At 71.3% G+C, this 21350-nt stretch carries 16 protein-coding genes; 5 read left to right on the forward strand and 11 right to left on the reverse strand.

Features of this window, described 5'->3' with window-relative positions:
• The first annotated feature begins 53 nt into the window (after positions 1–53).
• Together LV79_RS08355 and LV79_RS08360 are read left to right on the forward strand one after the other, a co-directional pair.
• Positions 54–1511: an aldehyde dehydrogenase family protein gene (locus tag LV79_RS08355; protein ID WP_253833813.1), complete on the forward strand. Its 1458-nt coding sequence runs from the start codon at positions 54–56 to the stop codon at positions 1509–1511.
• 37 nt (positions 1512–1548) lie between these two features.
• A complete protein-coding gene (locus LV79_RS08360) occupies positions 1549–1977 on the forward strand; it encodes a protein-tyrosine phosphatase family protein (protein WP_253833814.1) in 429 nt (142 codons plus the stop codon).
• Positions 1978–2411: 434 nt separating this feature from the next.
• Here the strand turns inward: LV79_RS08360 and LV79_RS08365 are convergent, their stop codons facing one another.
• From LV79_RS08365 to imuA', 3 genes are all read right to left on the reverse strand, one after another.
• On the reverse strand, positions 2412–5708 hold the full coding sequence (locus LV79_RS08365; RefSeq protein WP_253833815.1) for an error-prone DNA polymerase: 3297 nt from the start codon (positions 5706–5708) through the stop codon (positions 2412–2414).
• A gap of 122 nt (positions 5709–5830) precedes the next feature.
• Entirely contained in the window at positions 5831–7324 is a 1494-nt protein-coding gene (locus tag LV79_RS08370) for a DNA polymerase Y family protein (protein ID WP_253835918.1), read from the reverse strand.
• Positions 7325–7374: 50 nt separating this feature from the next.
• On the reverse strand, positions 7375–8040 hold the full coding sequence (gene imuA', locus LV79_RS34905; protein WP_490240419.1) for a DnaE2-dependent mutagenesis accessory factor ImuA': 666 nt from the start codon (positions 8038–8040) through the stop codon (positions 7375–7377).
• Positions 8041–8477: 437 nt separating this feature from the next.
• Between imuA' and LV79_RS08380 the strand changes: the two genes are divergently transcribed.
• The gene (locus LV79_RS08380; RefSeq protein WP_253833817.1) at positions 8478–9227 is read left to right on the forward strand and encodes an acyl-CoA thioesterase; all 750 of its coding nucleotides are present in this window, start codon (positions 8478–8480) and stop codon (positions 9225–9227) included.
• Positions 9228–9517: 290 nt separating this feature from the next.
• Here LV79_RS08380 and purH read toward each other — a convergent pair whose 3' ends face one another.
• From purH to LV79_RS08420, 8 genes are all read right to left on the reverse strand, one after another.
• Positions 9518–11095: a bifunctional phosphoribosylaminoimidazolecarboxamide formyltransferase/IMP cyclohydrolase gene (gene purH / locus LV79_RS08385; RefSeq protein ID WP_253833818.1), complete on the reverse strand. Its 1578-nt coding sequence runs from the start codon at positions 11093–11095 to the stop codon at positions 9518–9520.
• Positions 11092–11721: a phosphoribosylglycinamide formyltransferase gene (gene purN / locus LV79_RS08390; RefSeq protein ID WP_285469864.1), complete on the reverse strand. Its 630-nt coding sequence runs from the start codon at positions 11719–11721 to the stop codon at positions 11092–11094. Before purN ends, purH begins: the two co-directional genes overlap by 4 nt.
• Before the next feature lie 65 nt (positions 11722–11786).
• Positions 11787–13196 carry a cell division protein PerM gene (locus tag LV79_RS08395; RefSeq protein WP_253833821.1) on the reverse strand — a complete coding sequence of 470 codons (1410 nt, stop codon included), beginning with the start codon at positions 13194–13196 and terminating at the stop codon, positions 11787–11789.
• Between the two features lie 138 nt (positions 13197–13334).
• Complete coding sequence (locus LV79_RS08400) at positions 13335–14006, reverse strand: DUF5336 domain-containing protein (protein ID WP_253833823.1); 672 nt, start codon at positions 14004–14006, stop codon at positions 13335–13337.
• 160 nt (positions 14007–14166) lie between these two features.
• Positions 14167–15057 (reverse strand): succinate--CoA ligase subunit alpha, encoded by an 891-nt coding sequence (sucD, locus tag LV79_RS08405; protein WP_092777868.1) that lies wholly within the window; start codon positions 15055–15057, stop codon positions 14167–14169.
• Positions 15058–15059: 2 nt separating this feature from the next.
• Positions 15060–16229: an ADP-forming succinate--CoA ligase subunit beta gene (gene sucC, locus LV79_RS08410; protein ID WP_253833832.1), complete on the reverse strand. Its 1170-nt coding sequence runs from the start codon at positions 16227–16229 to the stop codon at positions 15060–15062.
• 158 nt (positions 16230–16387) lie between these two features.
• Positions 16388–16642 (reverse strand): hypothetical protein, encoded by a 255-nt coding sequence (locus LV79_RS08415; RefSeq protein ID WP_253833834.1) that lies wholly within the window; start codon positions 16640–16642, stop codon positions 16388–16390.
• Positions 16639–18324, reverse strand: coding sequence for a hypothetical protein (locus LV79_RS08420; protein ID WP_253833836.1), 1686 nt, complete (start codon positions 18322–18324; stop codon positions 16639–16641). Before LV79_RS08420 ends, LV79_RS08415 begins: the two co-directional genes overlap by 4 nt.
• 596 nt (positions 18325–18920) lie before the next feature.
• On the opposite strand from LV79_RS08420, the gene LV79_RS08425 reads away from it, so the two are divergent.
• Positions 18921–19748 (forward strand): M23 family metallopeptidase, encoded by an 828-nt coding sequence (locus LV79_RS08425; RefSeq protein WP_253833838.1) that lies wholly within the window; start codon positions 18921–18923, stop codon positions 19746–19748.
• 429 nt (positions 19749–20177) lie between these two features.
• Positions 20178–21338 (forward strand): serine hydrolase domain-containing protein, encoded by a 1161-nt coding sequence (locus tag LV79_RS08430; protein WP_253833847.1) that lies wholly within the window; start codon positions 20178–20180, stop codon positions 21336–21338.
• The last annotated feature ends 12 nt before the right edge of the window (positions 21339–21350 follow it).

Genomic DNA, 21350 nt, shown 5'->3' on the forward strand with positions numbered 1-21350 from the left:
CCCGGGGCGTTCTCGGCCAAGCCGCGCACCCGGTCGCGGCCTACCGTGGACCCATGACCGACGAACAAGACGCCGTGGTGGCCAAGCCGCGCCCGTTCTGGGTGGCGGGCAGGCCGCAGAGCAGCGACGACACCATCGAGGTGCGCCACCCGTACGACGGCACTGACGTGGCGACGGTGTCGGTGCCCACCCCGGAGCACGTGGAGGCGGCCATCGCCGCCGCGGCCGCCGCGGCCAAGCCGCTGCGGTCCGCGCCCGCGCACGTGCGCGCGAACGCGCTCGAGCACGTCTCGCGCACGCTGGCCGCCCGCACCGAGGAGATCGCGGAGACGATCACCGCGGAGAACGGCAAGCCGCTCAAGTGGTCCACCATCGAGGTGGCCAGGGCGGTGTCGGTGTTCAAGTTCGCCGCCGAGGAGGCCCGCAGGCACGTCGGCGAGCTGCAGCGGCTCGACACCGACGTCGCCGGTGAGCGCCGCATCGGCCTGATCCGGCGCCGCCCGCGCGGCCCGGTGCTGGCCGTCGCGCCGTTCAACTTCCCGCTCAACCTGGTCGCGCACAAGGTCGCCCCGGCGCTGGCGGTCGGCGCCCCGGTGATCGTCAAGCCCGCGTCGGCCACCCCGCTCTCGGCCCTGCTGCTCGGCGAGATCCTGGCCGAGACCGACCTGCCCGCGGGCTCGTTCTCGGTGCTGCCGGTGCGCGGCTCGGCGATGTCGGCGCTGATCGAGGACCCCCGGCTGCCGGTCATCTCGTTCACCGGGTCCACCGGGGTCGGCCACGGCATCAGCGCCGCCGCCCCGCGCAAGCACGTGGTGATGGAGTTGGGCAGCAACAGCGCGGCCATCCTGTGCCCGGACTGGACCGACCTGGACTTCGCGGCCCGCCGGATCGCCACGTTCGGCAACTACCAGGCGGGCCAGTCGTGCATCGCGGTCCAGCGGGTCGTCGTGCACCGCTCGCTGGCCGACGAGTTCATCCCCCGGCTCGTCGCCGAGGTCGAGGCCCTGCACACCGGCGACCCGCACGACCCGAACGTCGACGTGGGGCCGCTGATCGACGAGCGCAACGCCGAGCGGGTCGAGACGTGGGTGACCGAGGCGGTGGCGGCGGGGGCGACCCTGCTGACCGGCGGCACGCGGTCGGGGGCGACGGTAGCGCCAACTGTGCTGAGCGGCGTCCCGGCGTCGGAGAAGGTGTCGTGCGAAGAGGTCTTCGGGCCGGTTCTTGTCGTGACCGTGGTGGACAGCGTTGAGGAGGCGTTCGAGGTCGCCAACGGGACGGACTACGGGCTGCAGGCGGGCGTGTTCACCCGCGACCTGCAGACCGCGTTCCAGGCCTCGGCCGAACTGGAGGTCGGCGGCGTCGTGATCGGCGACGTTCCCTCGTACCGCGCCGACCAGATGCCCTACGGCGGCGTGAAGGGCTCCGGCACCGGCCGCGAAGGTCTCCGCTCGGCGATGGACGACTTCACCGAGGAACAGGTGATGGTCCTGTCCGGCATCGACCTGTAGTTGAACGGCTGGTCATCCCGCTGATAGAAGTAGCGGGATGACCAGCCCAACCCCGGTCGACCTCCCCGACGGCACCCGCGTCTTCGCCAGGGGCCTGCGCAACGGCCCCGTCGCCGCCGTCCCCGACTACGGCCTCTACCTCGGCGGCTCCCGCCTCCGCCGCCACGAACCCACCCTCACCTGGCCCCACGCCTGGATCGACTGGCCAGACTTCCTCCTCCCCCGCGACCGCCCAGAAGCCATCCGCCTGATCCGCGCCACCCACTCCCGTGCGGCAGCCGGTGAAGTCGTGGAAATCGCCTGCGGCGGCGGAGTAGGCCGAACCGGCACAGTCCTGTCCTGCCTGGCCATCCTGAGCGGAGTGGCGCCCACCGACGCCGTTGCCTGGACCCGACAGCACTACCTCCCACGCGCCGTCGAAACCCCCTGGCAGAAGCGCTGGGTGGAGAAGTTCCCGACCAGCTGACTGTCGGCCGATCCGAGGGTTTGTCGGTACCCGCTGCCAGTGAGTTCAGCCGCCACGAGTTCTTCTTGTTCTTGCACGCCATCGGCCTGACCCCCATCGAATGGGGGCACTTCCAGTCGCGAGTGTCGACGGGTCGCCGAACATCGGGGACATCACGTGTGCGCGCTCCTACCCGGTGAGTCCCGGTGCGGGTCTTGGAAGTCTCCAGGCTCGAGCACGTCGAGGCGGTGGCGCTGTTGGCAGAGGCCGCGGGTACCGCGGACGCGCGAGATCGACGACGCGTGAGGAGGGCGTCGCCCTGTGGCGGCTCGGTGGTGTTGCTCGGCTGTCCGGTGATCGGCTTGCCGCGACCAAGTGGTGGTTGGCGGCTCGTGAGTGCCTCTATGCGATTGGGGCCAAGGAAGCCGCAAGTGTCGACCGCGACCTGAGTGGGACTACCTGAAGTCGCGGGATTTGGATTCTATGTGCATGGGGAGGTTCTGGAGGTGGTCGGCGTAGAGGCTGATTACGCCTTCGTGTTTCTCCAGGGTGCCGCGGATGAGGAGGGCGGCGCTGGTGCGGGCTATGCGGCGGTAGCGGGTCCAGAGGCCGGGGGAGCAGACCACGTTGACCATGCCGGTTTCGTCTTCGATGTTGAGGAATGTGACCCCGCCCGCGGTTTGGGGGCGTTGGCGGTGGGTTACGGCGCCGCCGAGGAGGATTCGGGTGCCGCTGTCCATTGTGGATAGTTTGGCCACGGGGAGGGCGCCGATGCGGTCCAGGTGGGGGCGGATGAACTGGGTGGGGAAGGTATCGGGGGACAGGCCGGTGGCCCAGACGTCGGCTATGGCTTGGTCGAGGGTGTCCATGCCGGGCAAGGTGGGGGCGTTAGTGCCAACGGCGGTGCCGGGGAGGTGGCCCCGTCCTTCGGTGACAACGGCACCGGCGGTCCATAGGGCTTCCCTGCGGTGTGGGGTGAAACAGCCGAAGGCGCCGGCGGTGGCTAGAGCCTCGATCTGCGGGCGCGTCAGTTCGATCCGGCTTGCCAGGTCGGCCATGGTGGTGAACGGGACGTCGCCGCGGGTTTCGGTGATGCGGGTGGCGAGTTTGTCGCCGATGGTGCGGATGGTGCTTAGGCCAAGACGGATGGCGGGCCGTTCGCCCAAGGGTTCGAGGGTGGCGTAAGAGAGGCTGGCGTTGATGTCCGGACCTAGGACCGTCACGCCGTGCCTACGAGCGTCGGCTACTAGAGACTGCGGTGAGTAGAACCCCATGGGTTGCGCGCGCAGCAGGGCGGCGCAGAAGGCCTCTGGGTAGTAGAGCTTGAACCAGGCACTGGCGAAGACAAGGTAAGCGAAGCTGAGTGCGTGGCTCTCCGGGAAGCCGAAGTTCGCGAACGCCAGCAGTTTCGCGTAGATGCGGCCCGCCAGGTCTTCGTCGATGCCGTGCGCGGCCGCGCCGGAGTAGAACCGCTCCCGCAGCCGTTCCATCCGCCGGGTGGACCGCTTGGCGCCCATCGCGCGGCGCAGTTCGTCGGCCTCCGCCGGGGTGAAGTCGGCGATGTCCACGGCCATCTGCATCAGCTGCTCCTGGAACAGCGGCACGCCCTTGGTCTTGTGCAGCGCCTTCTCCAGCAACGGGTGGTCGTAGGTGATCTTCTCCTTCCCATTCTTGCGCCGGATGTACGGGTGCACTGACCCGCCCTGGATCGGACCGGGCCTGATTAGCGCTACCTCCACCACTAGGTCATAGAACTCGCGTGGCTTCAAACGCGGCAGGGTCGCCATCTGCGCGCGGCTCTCCACTTGGAACACGCCAACCGAGTCCGCCTTGCACAACATGTCGTACACCGCCAGATCGGACAGGTCGAGCTCACCGAGGTCGATAGACCTACCGTGGTGCTCTTCCACCGTCTCCACCATGTAGCGCAACGCCGAGAGCATCCCCAGCCCCAGCAGGTCGAACTTCACCAGCCCGACGGCGGCGCAGTCGTCCTTGTCCCACTGCAGCACCGTCCGGTCGGCCATCCGCGCGGGCTCGACCGGGCACACCTCGCTCACCGGCCGGTCGCAGATCACCATGCCGCCGGAGTGGATGCCCAGGTGCCGGGGGAAGTCCTCCAGCTGCCCGGCCAGCTCCAGCACCGCGTCCGGCACGTCCAGGTGGTTGTCGCCGACCGTGCTGGTCAGCGGGCCCCAGCGGTCGATCTGCTTGCTCCACGCGTCCTGCTGCCCCGGCGAGTACCCCAGCGCCCGCGCCATGTCGCGCACCGTCGACTTGGACCGGTAGGTGATCACGTTCGCCACCTGCGCCGCGTGCCGCCTGCCGTGCTTGGCGTAGACGTACTGGATCGCCTCCTCCCGCCGGTCCGACTCGATGTCCAGGTCGATGTCCGGCGGCCCGTCCCGCGCCGGGGCGAGGAACCGCTCGAACAGCAGCTCCCAGCGCACGGCGTCGACGTTGGTGATCCCCAGCGCGTAGCAGACCGCCGAGTTCGCCGCCGAGCCCCGGCCCTGGCAGAGGATCCCGTTCGACCGGCAGAACCGCACGATGTCCCACACGATCAGGAAGTAGCCGGGGAAGCCGAGTTCCTCGATCACCGCCAGCTCGTGCGCGATCTGCGCGTGCGCCCGGGGTGCCTCCGCCGCCGACCCGTACTTCTTGGCCGCACCCAGGTGCACCAGCTCACGCAGGTAGGTCACCTCGTCGTGGCCGTCCGGCACGTCGAACGGCGGCAGCTCCGGCGCCACCACCTTGAGGTCGAACGACAACGCCACGCCGAGGACCGCCGCCCGCTGCACCGCCCCCGGGTACCGCGCGAACCGGGCCGCCATCTCCGTCCCGGTCCGCAGGTGGGCCGTGGGCGCGGGCGGCAGCCACCCCTCCAGGTCGTCGAGACTGCGCCGCGCCCGCACAGCCGCCATCGCCGCTGCCAGGCGACCTCGGCCTGGGTGCGCGTAGTGCACGGCGTTGGTCGCCACGGTCGGTAGGCCTAACTCCGTTGCCATACCTGCGAGAAGGTCGTTGCGGACAGAGTCGTCGGGGTAGCCGTGGTCGACCAACTCGACGAACACTTGGTCCTTGCCGTAAGCGACCGTGAGCAGCCTCAACTGCTCAAAGGCTGCGGTAGGGCCACCTTCGCGGAGAGCCTTGCGAACGGCCCCTTTGCGGCAGCCTGTGAGGACGACGCAGTGGTCCCGCGTCTCTTCCACTATCTCCTGTAGGTCATATAGCGGCTTGCCCTTCTCCTCACCGTTCAGGTGGCCAGAAGTGAGGACCCGGCACAGTCGGTGGTACCCGCTCTGCCCGGACGCGAGGAGGAGGAGATGCTCCCCCTCGGGATCGGCCACCCCGTTCTGGGGGGCCGTCAACCCGAGGCTGAACTCCGTGCCGAAAACGGTCCTTACCCCTACCTCCCGCGCGGCCTCGGCGAACCTGACCACCCCGTACATGCCGTCGTGGTCAGTGATGGCGATGGCATCTAGCCCGAGGAGCGCCGCGGCCTCCACCAACTCCTCGGGGTGGGAGGCGCCATCCAGGAAGCTGAAGTTGCTGTGGCAGTGCAATTCGGCGTAGGGGACCCGGCCGTCGCCGTCGGCCTCATCGGTGATCGAGTTGCCCACCGACGAGACGTACCGCTCGCGGTGCCGCGTCCACGCTGGGCTGTCGCCACCGTCCCCGATCTGCGGGGCGCGGCCGGACAGGATCCGCTCCAGCTCCGACCAGCGGACCGGGGGATTGCTCCAGCCCACCCGCCCTCCTCGTTTCGGCTACCGCGCCCCGGTCTCCTCCGGTGACTTGCGCTGCTCGGGGATCAACTCGGCCAGGTCGAACAGGTCGAGCCACTCATCCAGGATCGGATCAGTCGGGGACATCAGTCGTAAACCCCTTCCACGGTCCACTTCTCGTTCTCGCGCACCAGCAGGAGCGCGTCTTGGTTGTCCACCTCGGACCGCTCGGCCAACAGGACCTGCAGCCGCGCCCGCCGCCGCCCGCCGTCCTCCTCCCACCACCGCTCGTCGGCGGGCCAGGGACCGGCCCAGGCGATCACTCGCCGGGTGTTGCCCGCTACCGCTACCTCGTCCGGTGGCGCTGTCAGCGTGAACCGTCCGGTTACGCCTACCTCGCCGCCGTCGCGGTCTATGACTGTCGCGGGGACTCTTTGGGCGGGGATGGTGGCTGGCGAAGGGGCCGGTAATCGGCCGGGCCAGGGGAGGTCTGGATCGCTGCTCGGGGTTTGTTCATCGCCCCACGGAGTCAGGGATACCTGGTCGTTCGGGCCACGGCCGCCGTTGATGGTGGGGGTGAAGACGCCCTCTTGGCCTAAGAGACCTTGGACGTGAACCATCGCGCGCGAGGCCCGTGAAGCCTGCTCGTCGTTGCCGCCCTGCCATAGACCCAACTGGAGCGCGTGGCCGTCGACCGTCTCCTCAGGCTCTAGGCGCAGCAACGTGATTCCGGCCGAGGGACGATCGGACCCGCGTAGCCATCCGTCTAGCTGCCAGCGGACACGGTCGGAGATTCCGGACGGGGTAAGAGGATCCGCACAGCGCCAGAGGCGGATGAGGTCTTCACCGTTGGCTGTGCTGGCGTGGATGGCTAGGCGGGTGCAGGCCAGGCCATGCGCGGCTAGCAGCGTGTGCAACTGGTCGCCCAGGGTGCGGGCGATGAAGGCGGCAGCGTCGACCCGGTCGATCGGCGGGTCAGGGGTATGCGTGACCGATAGGTCTACCGGCGGCCGTCTACGGGAAGGAGGACGTTGCTCCAGACCGCTGGCGAGGCGGTGGGCGTAACCGGCGTCCGCACCGAAACGGGACGTGACGTCGTTGTGGGACAACGCGGCGAAGGCGCCTAGGGTCTGGATCCCCAACCGCCGCAGCAGGTCCACCAGGTCGGGTCGGTCGGTCAGCTCGCGGATGTCCAGCGGCGCCAGGAACTGCGCGCTCTCGCCCGCCGGGATGACCAAGCCCCGGTGCGCGGCCAGCGTCGCGGCGAACAACCCGTCCGCCACGCCGACCTGCGACTCGGCGCCGGTGCGGATCGCCACCTGGTCGATCACCCGCTCGGCGGCCGACTCCTCGGACCCGAAGTAGCCCGACGGCCCCCGCGCGGGCACCGCGACCACCCCGGGGGCGACCACCTCGACCCCCACCGCCAGCTCCTCCACCGCGGCGGCCACCGGCTCGAACAGCCGCGCGTCGCGGTCGGGATCGGCGGGCAGCACGGCGATGTCCGGGCACCGGCCCTGCGCCTCCCGGCGGCGCAGGCCCGGCCGCACCCCCTCGCGGCGCGCCTGGGCGTTCGCGGAGACCACGCGGTTCGCCGCGACCACCACGGCGGGCGCGTCCACGGTCAGCCCCGCCGCCATGCCCGCGGCGACCACCGGCCACTGCGGGCACCACAGGACGAGCAGGCGGGTCACGGGTTTCTCCTGGTGGCAGCGGTGTTGGTGTCGAACATATGTTCGAACACCGGTGGCGTCAAGGGTGTCTCACCCCGCAAGGTGAACGCCGCGCGCCGGGGCCGGGCGGCCGCGCCGCGACCCCTGGCGCGCACCTCCACCCGGTGGTCGGTGAGGTGCCCGTGGCCAGTTCCCAAGCCGGACCAGCGGCCGCGCGCGACCGTCAACTCCAGCTCGGCACCCGGCCACGGCCCGACCGCGATCAGGACCGCGCCTCGGTTGCGAGCACGCGCGGACAGCTTGCGCGCGAGCTGCTCGCCGATCCGGTTGGCGGCCACCGCGACGAGGTCGAACCCGTCCAAGAGCGCTGCGACGACCGCGGCGATCTCCGCGCCAGGTTGGGGTATCAGGGCGACTCGCTGGACAGCCATACCTGCCTCGGAGGCGGCTAACACCCCGAGGTTGGGCATACCTACTACGGCAGTCCAAGAGCCCTGCGAACTCGCCTCTGAGAGCAGAGCGAATAAGAGCCCAGATGACCCCTGGACCGAGATCGTGCCGCCGCGCCGCAGGCCGCCCCAGGGGAACAGGCCGGACAGGTCGCGGTGGACAGGGAGGACGCGCGGACCGGCGAGAGCGCCTGGTTCGACGCGGAAGGGCTGTGGGCTCGAGTGCGCCGACATGCTCAGCCGCCGCAGGGTGAGGCAAGCGCGCCGTGGGCGCGTTGGGGCTTGAGGGGTTCTAGGACCGTTCCGCGATAGCGGGCCGATCGGGTGTCGCGGGGCGCTTACCGCTAACGGTGCGCCTATGGAGAAATGGTCGCTACCTGCTTCCGCGTACTTCCCCGCGACGGAAGCAGGTAGCGACCGCACCGCATACCTCCCACGGGTCCATCGCACGCGCCGCTCATTTCGCGTACGACCTGCCGTGGGGAGACGGCGGTTCCCGAACGTCCGGCCTCGACTCCGACCGCCCGGATCGAACAAGTGTTCGATGACAGAAGAGTACCCCACCCGGGGCCGGTGTCAAACGGGTCCCGCATGACGTAGATCTCCGCGCGTCGCCCCGTACCGGGCAGTAGGGTCGGTTGCGTAAAACCACTGACCACGGGGTGTGCCGCATGACTGTCCTGGCCGATGTCGAACGCGTCGACGAGAGCTGGCGCTCGTGGACCGGTGCCCACGGTGGACTCTTGGCGGGCATCGCGCTAGAGCACGCGGGGAGGCTGGTTTCGGGGCTACCGGCGCGGGCCGTGCACGTGTCGTTCCTCTCGGCAGTGCGGTCGGACGAGGTTCGCGTATCGGCTGACTTGGTCAAGTCGGGTCGCAGCAGCTCCACCGTCACCGCGCGTCTGGAGGCGGAAGACAAGCTTGCCTTGCTTGCTACCGCTACCTTCGGCGGTGGGGATACCGGGCCGGATAGCCCGGCGCTGGCTTTGCCGCCGGTCCCCGATGTCAATGACCTGGCGCCGTTCACGCTGCCGCCGGGGTTGGTGCCGTTCGCGCAGCACATCGAGTTCCGTCCTGTTGGGAGCGTCCCTCTTAGCGGCGGCGATAGTCCTGTCTTGACCTCTTGGGTCCGACTTGTCGCCCCGCCCGCGCGGCCCGAGTCGGCGGCGACGGTGCTGTTGGACGTCCTCGCACCCGCTCTCTATGCCACTCGCACGACCCCGGTTCCGATCCCGACGGTTGAACTGGCGGTGCACTTCACCGAGGCGGCCCACACGTTCCCCGCGGCGGACTGGGCCTTCGCGCGCATCCACACCGAACACGCGACCGCGGGCTGGTGCGTGGACGCCAGCGAACTCTGGACCCGCGACGGCACCCTCATCGCCACCGCCCGCCAAACCCGCCGCATCCTCGCCGTCTGACCGCAGGGCTCGACCAGGGCTGGGCATGACTAGCCTCCGCCAGCCCAGGCCGGGCGGCCATCGCCGCCGCCGCGAGCAGGCGCCCGCACCCGCCCATCACACCTTCGGGCGAAGCCCCTTGACGCTCCCGGGGGCCCTCCCCAAGCCTGGCCCGGCCCCCACCCTCTCCGGGGGGCGTCCCTGGGCCAGTTTACCGGCACCCACCGACAGTGGATCTTGGGAGCGCCCCCGTGGAGATCGACATGTGGATAACTTCTGTCGCCCGTAAGAGGGAAATTCGGCGGGGGTGGTCAGTGGGCGAAGTGGCGGGTTCCGGTGAGGTAGACGGTCACGCCCGCGGCTTCGGCGGCGGCGATGACCTCGGCGTCGCGGACGGAGCCGCCGGGTTGGACGATGGCGCGGATACCTGCTTCTACCAGGACTTCCAGGCCGTCGGGGAAGGGGAAGAAGGCGTCGGAGGCGGCTACGGCGCCGCGGGCCCGGTCGCCTGCTCGGGCGACCGCGAGGCGGGAGGCGTCGACGCGGTTGACCTGGCCCATGCCCGCGCCGACGGTGGCGCCGTCCTTGGCGATGAGGATGGCGTTGGACTTGACCGCGCGGCAGGCGCGCCAGACGAAGGCCAGGTCGGCGAGGGTGGCGTCGTCGGCGGGGGTGCCGGTGGCCAGGGTCCACTTGGCCGGGTCGTCGCCCTCGGCCTCGACCGTGTCGATGGTCTGCACCAGCAGGCCGCCGGACACCGGGCGCAGCTCCGCGCCCGCGCGGCGGGGCGGCTCGGCGAGCAGGATCCGGATGTTCTTCTTGCGCGCCAGCACCTCGACCGCGCCGTCGGCGTAGGCCGGGGCCACGATGACCTCGGTGAAGATCTCCGCGACCTGCTCGGCCATGGCCACGCTGACCTCGCGGTTGGCCGCGATCACGCCGCCGAACGCGCTGGTCGGGTCGCAGGCGTGCGCGTTGCGGTGCGCCTCGGCGATGTCCACCGCGGACACCGCGATGCCGCACGGGTTGGCGTGCTTGATGATCGCCACGCAGTCGGCGGCGTGGTCGTGCGCGGCGCGCCAGGCAGCGTCAGCGTCGACGTAGTTGTTGTACGACATGTCCTTGCCGTGCAGCTGCGTCGCCGTCGCCAGCCCGGACGAGCCGTCGCCCTGCACGTACAGCGCGGCGCTCTGGTGCGGGTTCTCCCCGTACCGCAGCACGTTCTTGCGCTGCCAGGTGGCGCCGACCCAACCGGGGAAACCCGAGCCCTCGTCGTCCGGCGCGAGCGTGCTGCCGATCCAAGAGGCCACCGCGACGTCGTAGGACGCCGTGTGCCGATACGCCGACGCGGCGAGGGACTGCCTGTCGCGCAGGGTAAAGCCACCTGCGGCGACCTGCTCCAACAGCCACGAGTACCGCGACGGGTCGACGACGACCGCGACGCTCGCGTGGTTCTTGGCCGCCGCGCGCACCATCGCCGGGCCGCCGATGTCGATCTGCTCGACGCACTCGTCCGGCGACGCGCCCGAGGCGACCGTCTTGACGAACGGGTACAGGTTGACCACCAGCAGGTCGAACGGCGCGATCTCCAGCTGGTCGAGCTGGGCCACGTGCGCCGGGTCGCGCATGTCGGCCAGCAGGCCCGCGTGCACCCTCGGGTGCAGCGTCTTGACCCGCCCGCCGAGCGACTCGGGGAACCCGGTGACCTCCTCGACCGGGGTCACCGGCACCCCGGCGTCGGCGATGGTCTTCGCGGTGCCCCCGGTGGACACGATCTCCACCCCGGCCGCGTGCAGCCCGGTCGCCAGTTCCAGCAGGCCGGTCTTGTCCGACACGCCGATCAGCGCGCGGCGGATCGGCCGCCGCTCGGCCGCCTCGGTAACGGTCACGGGATGCTCACCTTTCGTCCGTCCACGGTGTAGCCGGCCGCGGCCAACTTGGCGACAACGTCGACAAGCAACCGCCGCTCCACCGCCTTGATGCGTTCGTGCAGTGCCGCCTCGTCGTCGCCGACCAGCACCGGCACGGGTTCCTGGGTGATGATCGGCCCGGTGTCCACGCCGCCGTCGACCAGGTGCACGGTCGACCCGGTGACCAGCACGCCGTAGCCGAGCGCGTCGCGCACCGCGTGCGCCCCGGGGAACGCGGGCAGCAGCGCGGGGTGGGTGTTGATCACCCGGCCGCCGAAGCGGGCCAGGAACGCGGGGCCGAGGATCTTCATGAAGCCCGCCGAGACCACCAGGTCCGGCTCGTGCGCGGCGACCGCCGCGGTCAGCGCGGTGTCCCACGCGCCGCGGTCGGCGTGGTCGCGGGTGCGCGCGGTGAACGTCGCGACGCCCGCGCGCTCGGCCCTGGCCAGGCCCTCGATGCCGGTGCGGTCCGCGCCGACGGCGACGACAGCGGCCGGGTACCCCGGGCGCGCGCACTCGTCGAGCAGGGCCTGCAAGAGGGTGCCTGACCCGGAGACCAGGACGACGACCCTGGCAGGCGCGGTGGGCGGGTACTGGGCGCTCAGCGTGGTCTCCTGCGACGGCCGGAACGGGGGTGTCCCCAGCGTATGCGGTGCGCAGTCGATCTTGTTCAGCGGCCCGACGCGGGCTGCTCCCCGGCGTCCGCGGGCGCGTCCTCGTCCGCCGGGTCCGCGTCCTCAGCGGGCTCCTCGGCCGGGTCGTCCTCAGCCTCATCCTCGGTCAGCTCGGCGGCGCCCGAGTCCTGGAGGTCGTCATCGGAGTCGTCGGCGTCATCCGAGTCGTCCAGGTCGTCCAAGTCGTCCTCGTCGAAGTCCGAGTCCAGGTCGGAGTCCGGTTCCGGTTCCGGTTCCGGTTCGACGCGCAGGGGCTGCGGTCCGGCGGTCCACGCGACCACCGCGCCGGGCACCGCCACCCAGGCCACCAGCGCCACCGAAAGCCACGCCGCGCGCAGGTCGAGCGGGTCGAACGGCCCGCCGCCGAGCGCGCCCCCCGCCGCGCCGCCGAGCACCGCGAACGCCATCGCCACCACGACGGAGGCGACCACCACGGCCCGCACCCGCACCTTGGGCGACTCGTCGACCTCGCGCAGCACCCACCCGACCAGCGTCCCCACCGCGGCCGGGAACGCGAACAGCACCAGCCACCACGCCTGCCCCTGTTCTGGCAGGGCGCCGAGCAAGGGCAGCGGCGGCACAGTCCCACCGGTGAAGTCCATAGGCGACACCACAACCGACCCGAGCGCGAACCCGGGCCCTGCCGAGAACGCCGTCGCCGCTACCACCGCGTTCGGCAGGTATCCCAGCGACAGCAACAACATGCCGATCCCGCCGCCAAAGTCCTCTATGGCGAACAGGTGTCGCACCGTCGAGAAGGACAGCGCCAACGCGAGCGTCAGTACAAGTGCGCCCGCCGCCAGCAACGCCGCTACAGCGAGCAAACCGGCTCGCAGACCTCTCAGCGCTACCGCGTCCATCCGTTCCGACAACACACGCGACAACCCCGCGCGCGGCAACACACCTGCCACGGCAGCGATACCGGACAACAGTGCCGGGTAGTACAAACCAGCCAAGGGATCGATGGTGACCGTGCCACCAGAACACAACAACGCCAACGACAACCCTACTGCGGCGTGCGCACCGACGATCGCGCCTACGACCTGCGCGGCCTCTCGTGGCGTCTCGACGCCCAGGCGTTCCGCAGCGCTAGCCGCCGTCCGCCACACCAACACCAGCGCCAGCAGGGTCGGCAGCAGCGGCAACGCACCCAACTCGTGGCCCTCGATGCGCACCGGCACCTGGTAGGCGCCCAACCAGCCGGGCACCGCCGCGGCCAGCACCCCGGTGGTGGTGAACAACGCCCGCGCCGCGATCGCGGTGACCAGCGCCAGCACCGCGGCCACCGCCGCGTACCCGGTCAGCACCGGTCCGACCGCCGCCACCGCGAGCACCCGGACCCGCGTCGACCGGGCGATCTCGGCCCGGTCCTGCTCCACGGCCTCCAGCAGGTCGGTGTGCGGCATGGCCCCCACTCTGGCACCAGCGTTGCGCCGATCGGGTCAGGCACGCCGCCGCGTCACCATCCGGTGCGCCCCGGAAACGCGGAACGGGCGAGGTGGCCGGTGTTCCCGGTCACCCCGCCCGTTCGGCGAGAAGGCGCGTCAGCCCTGCTGCGGGTACCCGCCGGGCGGGGTGCCCGGCGCGTGCGGCGGCTGGCCGAACTGGCCCTGCTGCGGGGCGAACGTGGTCTGCGCACCCGGCTGCTGCTGCACCGGCGGCTGGCCGTAGGGCTGCTGGAACTGGCCGGAGGCCGGGTTCGGGTTGTAGCCGCCCGGCTGGCCGAAGTGCCCGTGGTGCTGGCGCGGCGCGGGCGGCTTGAGCACACCGGCCTCGAACAGGAACGCGGCGATCGCGCCGATGGCCTGCAGCAGCGCGAAGATCAGCACCATGATCCCGCCCGCCTTGAGCTCGGCGGGGATGGTGAAGACGGTGAACAGGAACGCCAGCGTCGTGCTGAGCACCACGGCGACCGAGCCGGGGCCGACCTTCTTGTCACCGGGCAGCACCGCGGGCAGCGCGAGCAGACCACCGGCGAACAGCAGACCCGGCACCCACCCCGCGAGGCCCTCGTAGAAGCTGGTGCTGGTCACCACCGGGGCGAACCCGAGGAACAGGTTCAGCGCACCGAGGCCGATGACCACCAGGTGCAGCGTCTGCGCCAGGGTGAACCGGCTGCCGACCGGCGGCGGTCCGAAGCCCGGCTGCGGCTGCTGCGGCGGCTGCTGCGGTTGTCCCGGCCCCGGGTATCCGCCCGGCGCACCTGGGTAGGTCATCGCGTGCTCTCCTCAGCGACGAAGAAACATCAGAGCCAACGAAAACGCTAGCCCATCCCTGCCCGTTCGACGTCGGCCGGTCGCGACCGGTTCCCGAACGGATGAACGAAGGTGGGGCCGGACGCTACCAGCGCCCGGCCCCACGTCCCACCGCGACGGTCTAGCCGCGCGCGGTGAACAGCTCCCTGGCGAGGGCGGCGGTCTCCGACGGCGTCTTGCCGACCTTGACCCCGGCGGCCTCGAGGGCCTCCTTCTTCGCCTGCGCGGTCCCGGCCGAGCCGGACACGATGGCGCCCGCGTGGCCCATGGTCTTGCCCTCGGGCGCGGTGAAGCCCGCGACGTAGCCGACGACCGGCTTGGTCACGTTCTCCTTGATGTAGGCCGCGGCCCGCTCCTCGGCGTCGCCACCGATCTCGCCGATCATCACGATCAGCTCGGTCTCGGGGTCGGCCTCGAACGCGGCGAGCGCGTCGATGTGCGTGGTGCCGATGATCGGGTCGCCGCCGATGCCGACCGCGGACGAGAAGCCGATGTCGCGCAGCTCGTACATCATCTGGTAGGTCAGCGTGCCCGACTTGGACACCAGGCCGATCTTGCCGGGGCCGGTGATGTCCGCCGGGATGATGCCCGCGTTGGACTTCCCTGGGCTGATCAGGCCGGGGCAGTTCGGGCCGATGATCCGGGTCTTGTGCCCGGTGGCGACCGCGTGCGCCCAGAAGTAGGCGGAGTCGTGCACCGGGATGCCCTCGGTGATGACGACCGCGAGGCCGATCTCGGCGTCGATCGCCTCCAGGACGGCGTCCTTGGCGAACTTCGGCGGCACGAAGATGACCGACACGTCCGCGCCGGTCTCGGCGATCGCCTCGGCGACGGTGGCGAACACCGGCAGCGACTGGCCCTCGATCTCGACCTTGGTGCCCGCCTTGCGCGGGTTCACCCCGCCGACGACGTTGGTGCCGGACTTGAGCATCCGCGCGGTGTGCTTGGTGCCCTCGGAGCCGGTGATGCCCTGGACGATGACCTTGCTGTTCTCGGTCAGGAAGATAGCCATGATCAGACCCCCGCAGCCGCGAGCTCGGCAGCCTTGTCGGCAGCGTTGTCCATAGTGTCGACGACGGTCACCAGCGGGTGGTTGGCCTCGGCCAGAATCCGCCGACCTTCGTCGACGTTGTTGCCGTCCAAGCGGACGACCAGCGGCTTGGTGGCCTCGTCGCCCAGGATCTGCAGCGCCGCGACGATGCCGTTGGCGACCGCGTCGCACGCGGTGATGCCGCCGAAGACGTTGACGAACACCGACTTCACGTCCGGGTCGCCCAGGATGATGTGCAGCCCGTTGGCCATCACCTCGGCCGAGGCGCCGCCACCGATGTCGAGGAAGTTCGCGGGCTTGACGCCCTTGTGCTTCTCACCGGCGTACGCGACGACGTCCAGGGTGGACATGACCAGGCCCGCGCCGTTGCCGATGATGCCGACCTGGCCGTCGAGCTTGACGTAGTTGAGGTCCTTGGCCTTGGCCGCGGCCTCCAGCGGGTCCTCCGCCTCCTTGTCGACCAGCTCGGCGTGGCCGGGCTGGCGGAAGGACGCGTTCTCGTCCAGGGTCACCTTGCCGTCGAGGGCGATGACCTTGTCCTGCGGGTCGCGCACCAGCGGGTTGACCTCGACGAGGGTGGCGTCCTCGCTGACGAAGGTCTCCCACAGCTTGACGATGACCTCGGCGGCCTGCTCGAGCACCGCGGCCGGGATCTTGGCCTGGGTCGCGATGTCGCGCGCGGTGTCCAGGTCGACGCCCTTGATGGCGTCCACCGGCACCTTGGCCAGCGCGTCCGGGCGCTCGACCGCGAGCTGCTCGATCTCCATGCCGCCCTCGGCCGACGCCATCGCCAGGAAGGTCCGGTTGGCGCGGTCGAGCAGGAAGGAGAAGTAGTACTCCTCGGCGATGTCGGAGGCGACGGTCACCAGCACCTTGCGGGTGATGTGGCCCTTGATGTCGAGACCGAGGATCGCCTCGGCCTTCTCCTTGGCGCCGTCGGCGGTGTCGGCGAGCTTGACGCCACCCGCCTTGCCCCGGCCGCCGGTCTTCACCTGCGCCTTGATGACGACGGTCTGCCCGAGCCGCTCCGCGATCGCGTGGGCTTCCTCGGGGGTGCTTGCCACGTCGCCCGGCAGGACCGGGACCCCGTGGGCGGCGAAGAGATCCTTCGCCTGGTACTCGTACAGGTCCACTCGACAGTCTCCTGACTTACGGTGTCGACGTGCTGCTGCTTAGGGGGCGGCAGGGCTTGCCTGACTCGGCGCTGCCGCCACGACACGGGAACCCTAGCGACGTGGGATGGGGCTTGACACTTCGCACCCGGTGAGGTCCGTCACGACCGGTGGTGACCTCACTCACCGGCCGTGTCGACCACCCAGGACACGATCGAGTCCACGCCGACCACGGCGATGTCCACCGCGCCATTGTCCGCCAGGAGCGCGGTGATCGCCGGGAGAGCGCCGGGCGCCGCGATCGCGTCGGCGTCCTCCTGCACGGCGGTGCGCACCAGCCCGAGCGGGTCGGCCCCGGCCAGGTAGACGACCTCGACGCCCCGGTCGCGCAGGTCCGCGGCCACCGACGGGTCGCCGACCAGGACGACCCTCACCGGCGGCTCAGCACCATCAGCCCGGCGACCACGAGGGCGCCTGCGCAGGCCAGCGCCAGCCACAGGCCGGGGCCGGGCACCGATCCGGCGGCGCGGGCGGCGGTCAACGGGTACTCCAGCACCCGCACGCCGACCAGGCCCGCGCAGCCGAGCAGCAGCGCGCCCGCCCGGTGCGGTCGGGACACCGGGGTGAGCGCGACGGCCACCACGATCGTGAGCACGGCGAGCAGCAAGCCGAGCGAGGCCAGCCGGAACTCGGTCCAGATGCCCGGCGGGACCAGGCCCTTGGCCTTGACCACCGGCAGCCCGAACGCGCCGACGGCGAGCAACCCGGCGACGGCGAGCGGGGCGAACAGCACCAGGTCGAGCGGCCGCTCCTCGGGCTCGCCGCGTTCGGCGCTCCCGGCGACCAGCGCGGTGACGGCGGCCGCCGCGGCGAGCACCCCGGCCGCGCCGGTGAACCAGACCGCCGCGCCGGTGCCGACGGTGGCGTCCACGGCGGTCGCGGTCACCACGGCGTCCAATGTGGACATCCCGGCGAGCGGGATGGCGGCGAGCGCGGCGGCGAAGGCCGGTCGCACCGGTGCCGCGCTCGCGCGGAAGAGAAGAGGTATCGACAGCGCGGCGACGAGGATGCCCGCGGGGTGGAACAGCCGGTTGGAATAGGTCTCCTGCGCGACACCGTTCACCGCGATCACGGTGGTGGTCGCGGCGGCGATCCCGGCAAGACCGGCGAGCAGACCGAGCGCGCCCGCGACGCGGAGCGGGTCGGCCTTGCCGTGCGCCCTGGTGGTCACCCACACCGACACCGCAAGTCCGGCCGCGCACACCAGGGCGACGTACGGACCGGGCGCGGCGTCGAGCAGGGGCACCCACAGCCCGGCGGCGATCTGCGGAGCGGTGATCGCGAGCACACCGAGCGCCGCGCCGAGGCTCACCCCGCGCGCGACCGACGGCCGGGACCCGGCGCCGACCAGGGCGGCCGCGACCACCCCGGCACAGGCGACGAGCAAGGCGAACCGGAGCAGCCACGGGCTGTCGATCAGGCCCTCGGCGAGCAGGAAGGCGTTGCCGGAGGTGAACGGGGACAGCTGCAGCCCGAACGCGGCGGCGATCCCGGCGACCAGACCCAGCGGCGCCGACCGCTGCCGCACCTCGTCGTCGAGCTCGGCGGCATAAGGGGTGCCGTAGGGAGCGCCCGCCCGGTTGGCGGCCAGCACGCCCGCCGCGATCACCAGGAGGTGCCCGATGAGCAGCGGCCACAGCCCGGCACCCGCCCGCAGCGGGGCGAGGCTCGTGGGCACCGTGATCTCCGGCCGCGACACGACCAGCGGGTCGAGCAGGAACTGCAGGTCGCCGAGTACCCGGCCCGGGGCGAGCAGCGCCGAGCCGACCAGGACAGCGGCGCCGACGATCGGTCGGCCGCCGACCGCGAACGCCGTCGCCACCACCGGAGGCAGCAGGGCGAGCGCGATCAGCAGGGGGAGCGCGGTGAACGCCGCGGGCGGGGCCGCGTCGACCACGCCGATCAGGGGACCCGCGATCTGGGCCACCGCCCCGGCCGCGGCCACCGCGAAGGCGAGGCGCAACCGGGCTGGGCTCTCCGCCCACCCGATCCGCGGACCGGTGCTGGCGTCGGCGGCCGAGTCGGCGGCGGGCGGGGTGCTGATCCGCAGAGTCATCGCGGGCAACGCTAGCAAGCAGCGCGGTCCGGCGCGGGGCAGCGGGCGGGTGCCGGGCGCGACTGCCGCCCCTGCGCACCCGCGTGATCACCCTGGGTTCGCACCCGGACCGGCGCGCACTCCCGTGTGCGGTCCGTACACAGAATTAGCGGTGGGTGCTGCGGTGGCGGGTGGGGCGTGCGGCGTGCATGTGGGTGAAGGCGGCGTTGACGCTCCGCAGTAGCCGGGCCGTGACCTGCGGCGGGTGGCGGACGGACCCGGCAGAAAACCGGTTGCCACCCGGATGGCTGATTGAACGGAGACGCAGCTCACACTAAGGGTGTGACTTTGGGTTAACTTTGCGTGATCGTCGCTGGGTGTCGCGGTCTGACCGTAGGGCGTGCGCTGAGATCCGGGTGAGCGCTGTTGCCTGCGGCGCTGCCGCCCCGTTACTGTCCCCGGGTCCGTTGTCACGGTCCGGTCACGAATAGGGCCGGGGTGGAATCCAGCCGGAAACCACCTCAGCCGGGTCCCCCGCCCGGTGCCCTGCACCAGCGCTCGTCCCCCGCGAGCAGGTGTCGACGCGATCGGACTCCCCGAAGGCGGAAGGCTAGGTCTTGTCCCGACACCGCTCCACCGGCGGCGAACCCGAGTTCGCCGCTCTTGACGAAGCGCTCGAACGCGGCGCCCGCCGCGCCAAGGGTGCGCACCGGATCGCCCCGCCGTCCTCGGCGCTGCGCGGTCGCGTGGTCGTCGCCGCTGTCGCGGTCGGCGCCTTCGCCGCCGCTGCCGCCGGGCAGACCATCCACGCCGTCTCCGGCGACGGAGGCAGCACCGGCGCCGCCGCGGACGAGATCGTCCCGGTCGCGGGCGTCCGGCAGGCCGCCGCTTCCATGGGCATGGGCGGTGACGCACCCGCCGCACCCGAGCTGCTCGCGCTGGCAGGCGAGGCCGACGGCACGCTCGAGGCCCAGAAGATGGCCACCACCGAGCGGCTCACCCAAGCCAAGGCCGAACGCGCCGCCGCGCTCAAGGCACAGCAGGACGAAGCGGCCCGGCCCAAGTTCGTGCGGCCAGCCGTCGGCACCTTCACCTCCGGCTTCGGCGCCCGCTGGGGCGTCACGCACTACGGCGTGGACATCGCCAACCGCATCGGCACCCCGATCGTGTCCGTCGCCGACGGCGTGGTCATCGAGGCGGGTACCGCGAGCGGCTTCGGCCTCTGGGTCCGCGTGCAGCACGCCGACGGCACCGTCTCGATCTACGGCCACGTCAACGACTACGTCGTGCGCGAGGGCCAGAAGGTCAAGGCCGGTCAGCTGATCGCCCACGTCGGCAACCGCGGCCAGTCCACCGGCCCGCACTTGCACTTCGAGATCTGGGACGCCGACGGGCGCAAGATGAACCCCACCCCGTGGCTGGCCGCGCGCGGTATCGCTCTGTAAGGGTCTCCGCCACGCGGTGCTCTCAACAGGGATCCGCCACGCCATGACCGCTACCCGGTCGTCCTGACCGTGGTCGGTGTTCGGTGCGCTGTCCAGCTCGACGCTGTTCAGTTGTGGCGCCCCGGTCGTCACCGTGCGCTGCTGCTCACCGTGCACTAGCAGAATGCCCCCTCCGGCACGGAACCAAACACCCCTGTCACCCGACTGTGTCAGGACCGGCCCGGGACAGGCGTGGGCTCCACCGACCCGCCGGGGCCGCCACGCGCGGGGTGAACAGGCGGGTGACCTGCACCCGCGCATCGGTCTCCACCGGGCGTGGCCCGGCTGCCCTGGCCAGCAATCCTGACTGCCTCGTGTCCATGTTGGGAGTCAACCGCAGGGGTACGACAATTCTCGAACCCCTGTGCGATGTCGGCTAGGTTGGCGGCCATGGATCAGGTGAGGCTCGCCCGGCACCGGGACGTCATGGCCCGGCACGTCGACAGCGGCGCCGTCCCCGGGATCGTGTCGCTGCTCGACCACGGCGGCGAGACCCACGTGACCGCCCTCGGCGACCTCCCGGCGGGCGCGGACACGATCTTCCGCATCTCGTCGATGACCAAGCCCGTGACGGCGGTCGCCGCGCTGGTCCTGGTCGAGGAGTGCGTCCTGCGCCTCGGCGACCCCATCGGCGACCTGATCCCGGAACTGGCCGAGCCGCGGGTCCTGCGCGCCATCGACAGCCCGCTCGACGACACCGTCGCGGCGCGCGGCCCGATCACCGTGCGCCACCTGCTGACCTCCACCTTCGGGCACGGGGTGATCATGGCGCCGCCGGGGACCTACCCCGTCCAGGCCGCGATCGCCGCCGCCGGTCTGGAACCCGGACCGCCCAACCCGGCGTCCACACCGGACTCGGCGGAGTTCATCCGGCTACTTGGGACACTGCCGCTGCTGAGCCAGCCCGGCGAGAAGTGGTGGTACGACACGGCTTACGACGTCCTGGGTGTCCTCATCGAACGCGCGGCCGGGCAGCGGCTGGCCGAGTTCCTCGCCGAGCGCGTCTTCGCCCCGCTGGGCATGCGCGACACCGGGTTCCACGTCGGACCGGACGAGGTCGCCCGACTCGCCACCGCCTACTCGACCACCGACAGCGGCGAACGCACCGTCTACGACCCGGCCGAGGGCGGCCAGTGGAGCACCCCGCCCGCCTTCCAGTCCGGCGCGGGCGGCCTCGTCAGCACCGCCGCCGACTACCTCGCCTTCCTCGGCATGCTGCGCCGCGGCGGCGCGCCGGTGCTGTCCCGGCCCTCGGTGCTGACCCTGTCCACCGACCAGCTCACCAGCGCGCAGAAGGCGGGCGGCGGCCTGGTCGACGGCTTCTTCGACACCAGCGGCTGGGGCTTCGGCGTCAGCGTCGTGACCGCCCGCGACGACATCCACAAGACCCCCGGCCGCTTCGGCTGGGAGGGCGGCCTCGGCACCTCCGGGCAGGTCGACCCGGCCGAGGACCTCATCACCGTCCTGCTCACCCAGCAGGCGTGGACGTCCCCGGCCGGACCGCGGGTCTACTCCGACTTCCTGACCTCGGCCTACCAGGCGCTCGACTAGAGCTCCGCCACG

This window comes from Actinokineospora globicatena, from assembly GCF_024171945.1.
In the GTDB taxonomy this organism is placed as follows: Bacteria; Actinomycetota; Actinomycetes; order Mycobacteriales; family Pseudonocardiaceae; genus Actinokineospora; species Actinokineospora globicatena.

Coding starts and splice junctions, on each gene's coding strand:
- LV79_RS08355 (WP_253833813.1), top strand. CDS start 54: ATGACCGACGAACAAGACGCCGTGGTGGCCAAGCCGCGCCCGTTCTGG.
- LV79_RS08360 (WP_253833814.1), top strand. CDS start 1,549: ATGACCAGCCCAACCCCGGTCGACCTCCCCGACGGCACCCGCGTCTTC.
- LV79_RS08370 (WP_253835918.1), bottom strand. CDS start 7,324: ATGGCGGCGGGGCTGACCGTGGACGCGCCCGCCGTGGTGGTCGCGGCG.
- imuA' (WP_490240419.1), bottom strand. CDS start 8,040: ATGTCGGCGCACTCGAGCCCACAGCCCTTCCGCGTCGAACCAGGCGCT.
- LV79_RS08380 (WP_253833817.1), top strand. CDS start 8,478: ATGACTGTCCTGGCCGATGTCGAACGCGTCGACGAGAGCTGGCGCTCG.
- LV79_RS08395 (WP_253833821.1), bottom strand. CDS start 13,196: ATGCCGCACACCGACCTGCTGGAGGCCGTGGAGCAGGACCGGGCCGAG.
- LV79_RS08400 (WP_253833823.1), bottom strand. CDS start 14,006: ATGACCTACCCAGGTGCGCCGGGCGGATACCCGGGGCCGGGACAACCG.
- sucD (WP_092777868.1), bottom strand. CDS start 15,057: ATGGCTATCTTCCTGACCGAGAACAGCAAGGTCATCGTCCAGGGCATC.
- LV79_RS08420 (WP_253833836.1), bottom strand. CDS start 18,324: ATGACTCTGCGGATCAGCACCCCGCCCGCCGCCGACTCGGCCGCCGAC.
- LV79_RS08430 (WP_253833847.1), top strand. CDS start 20,178: ATGGATCAGGTGAGGCTCGCCCGGCACCGGGACGTCATGGCCCGGCAC.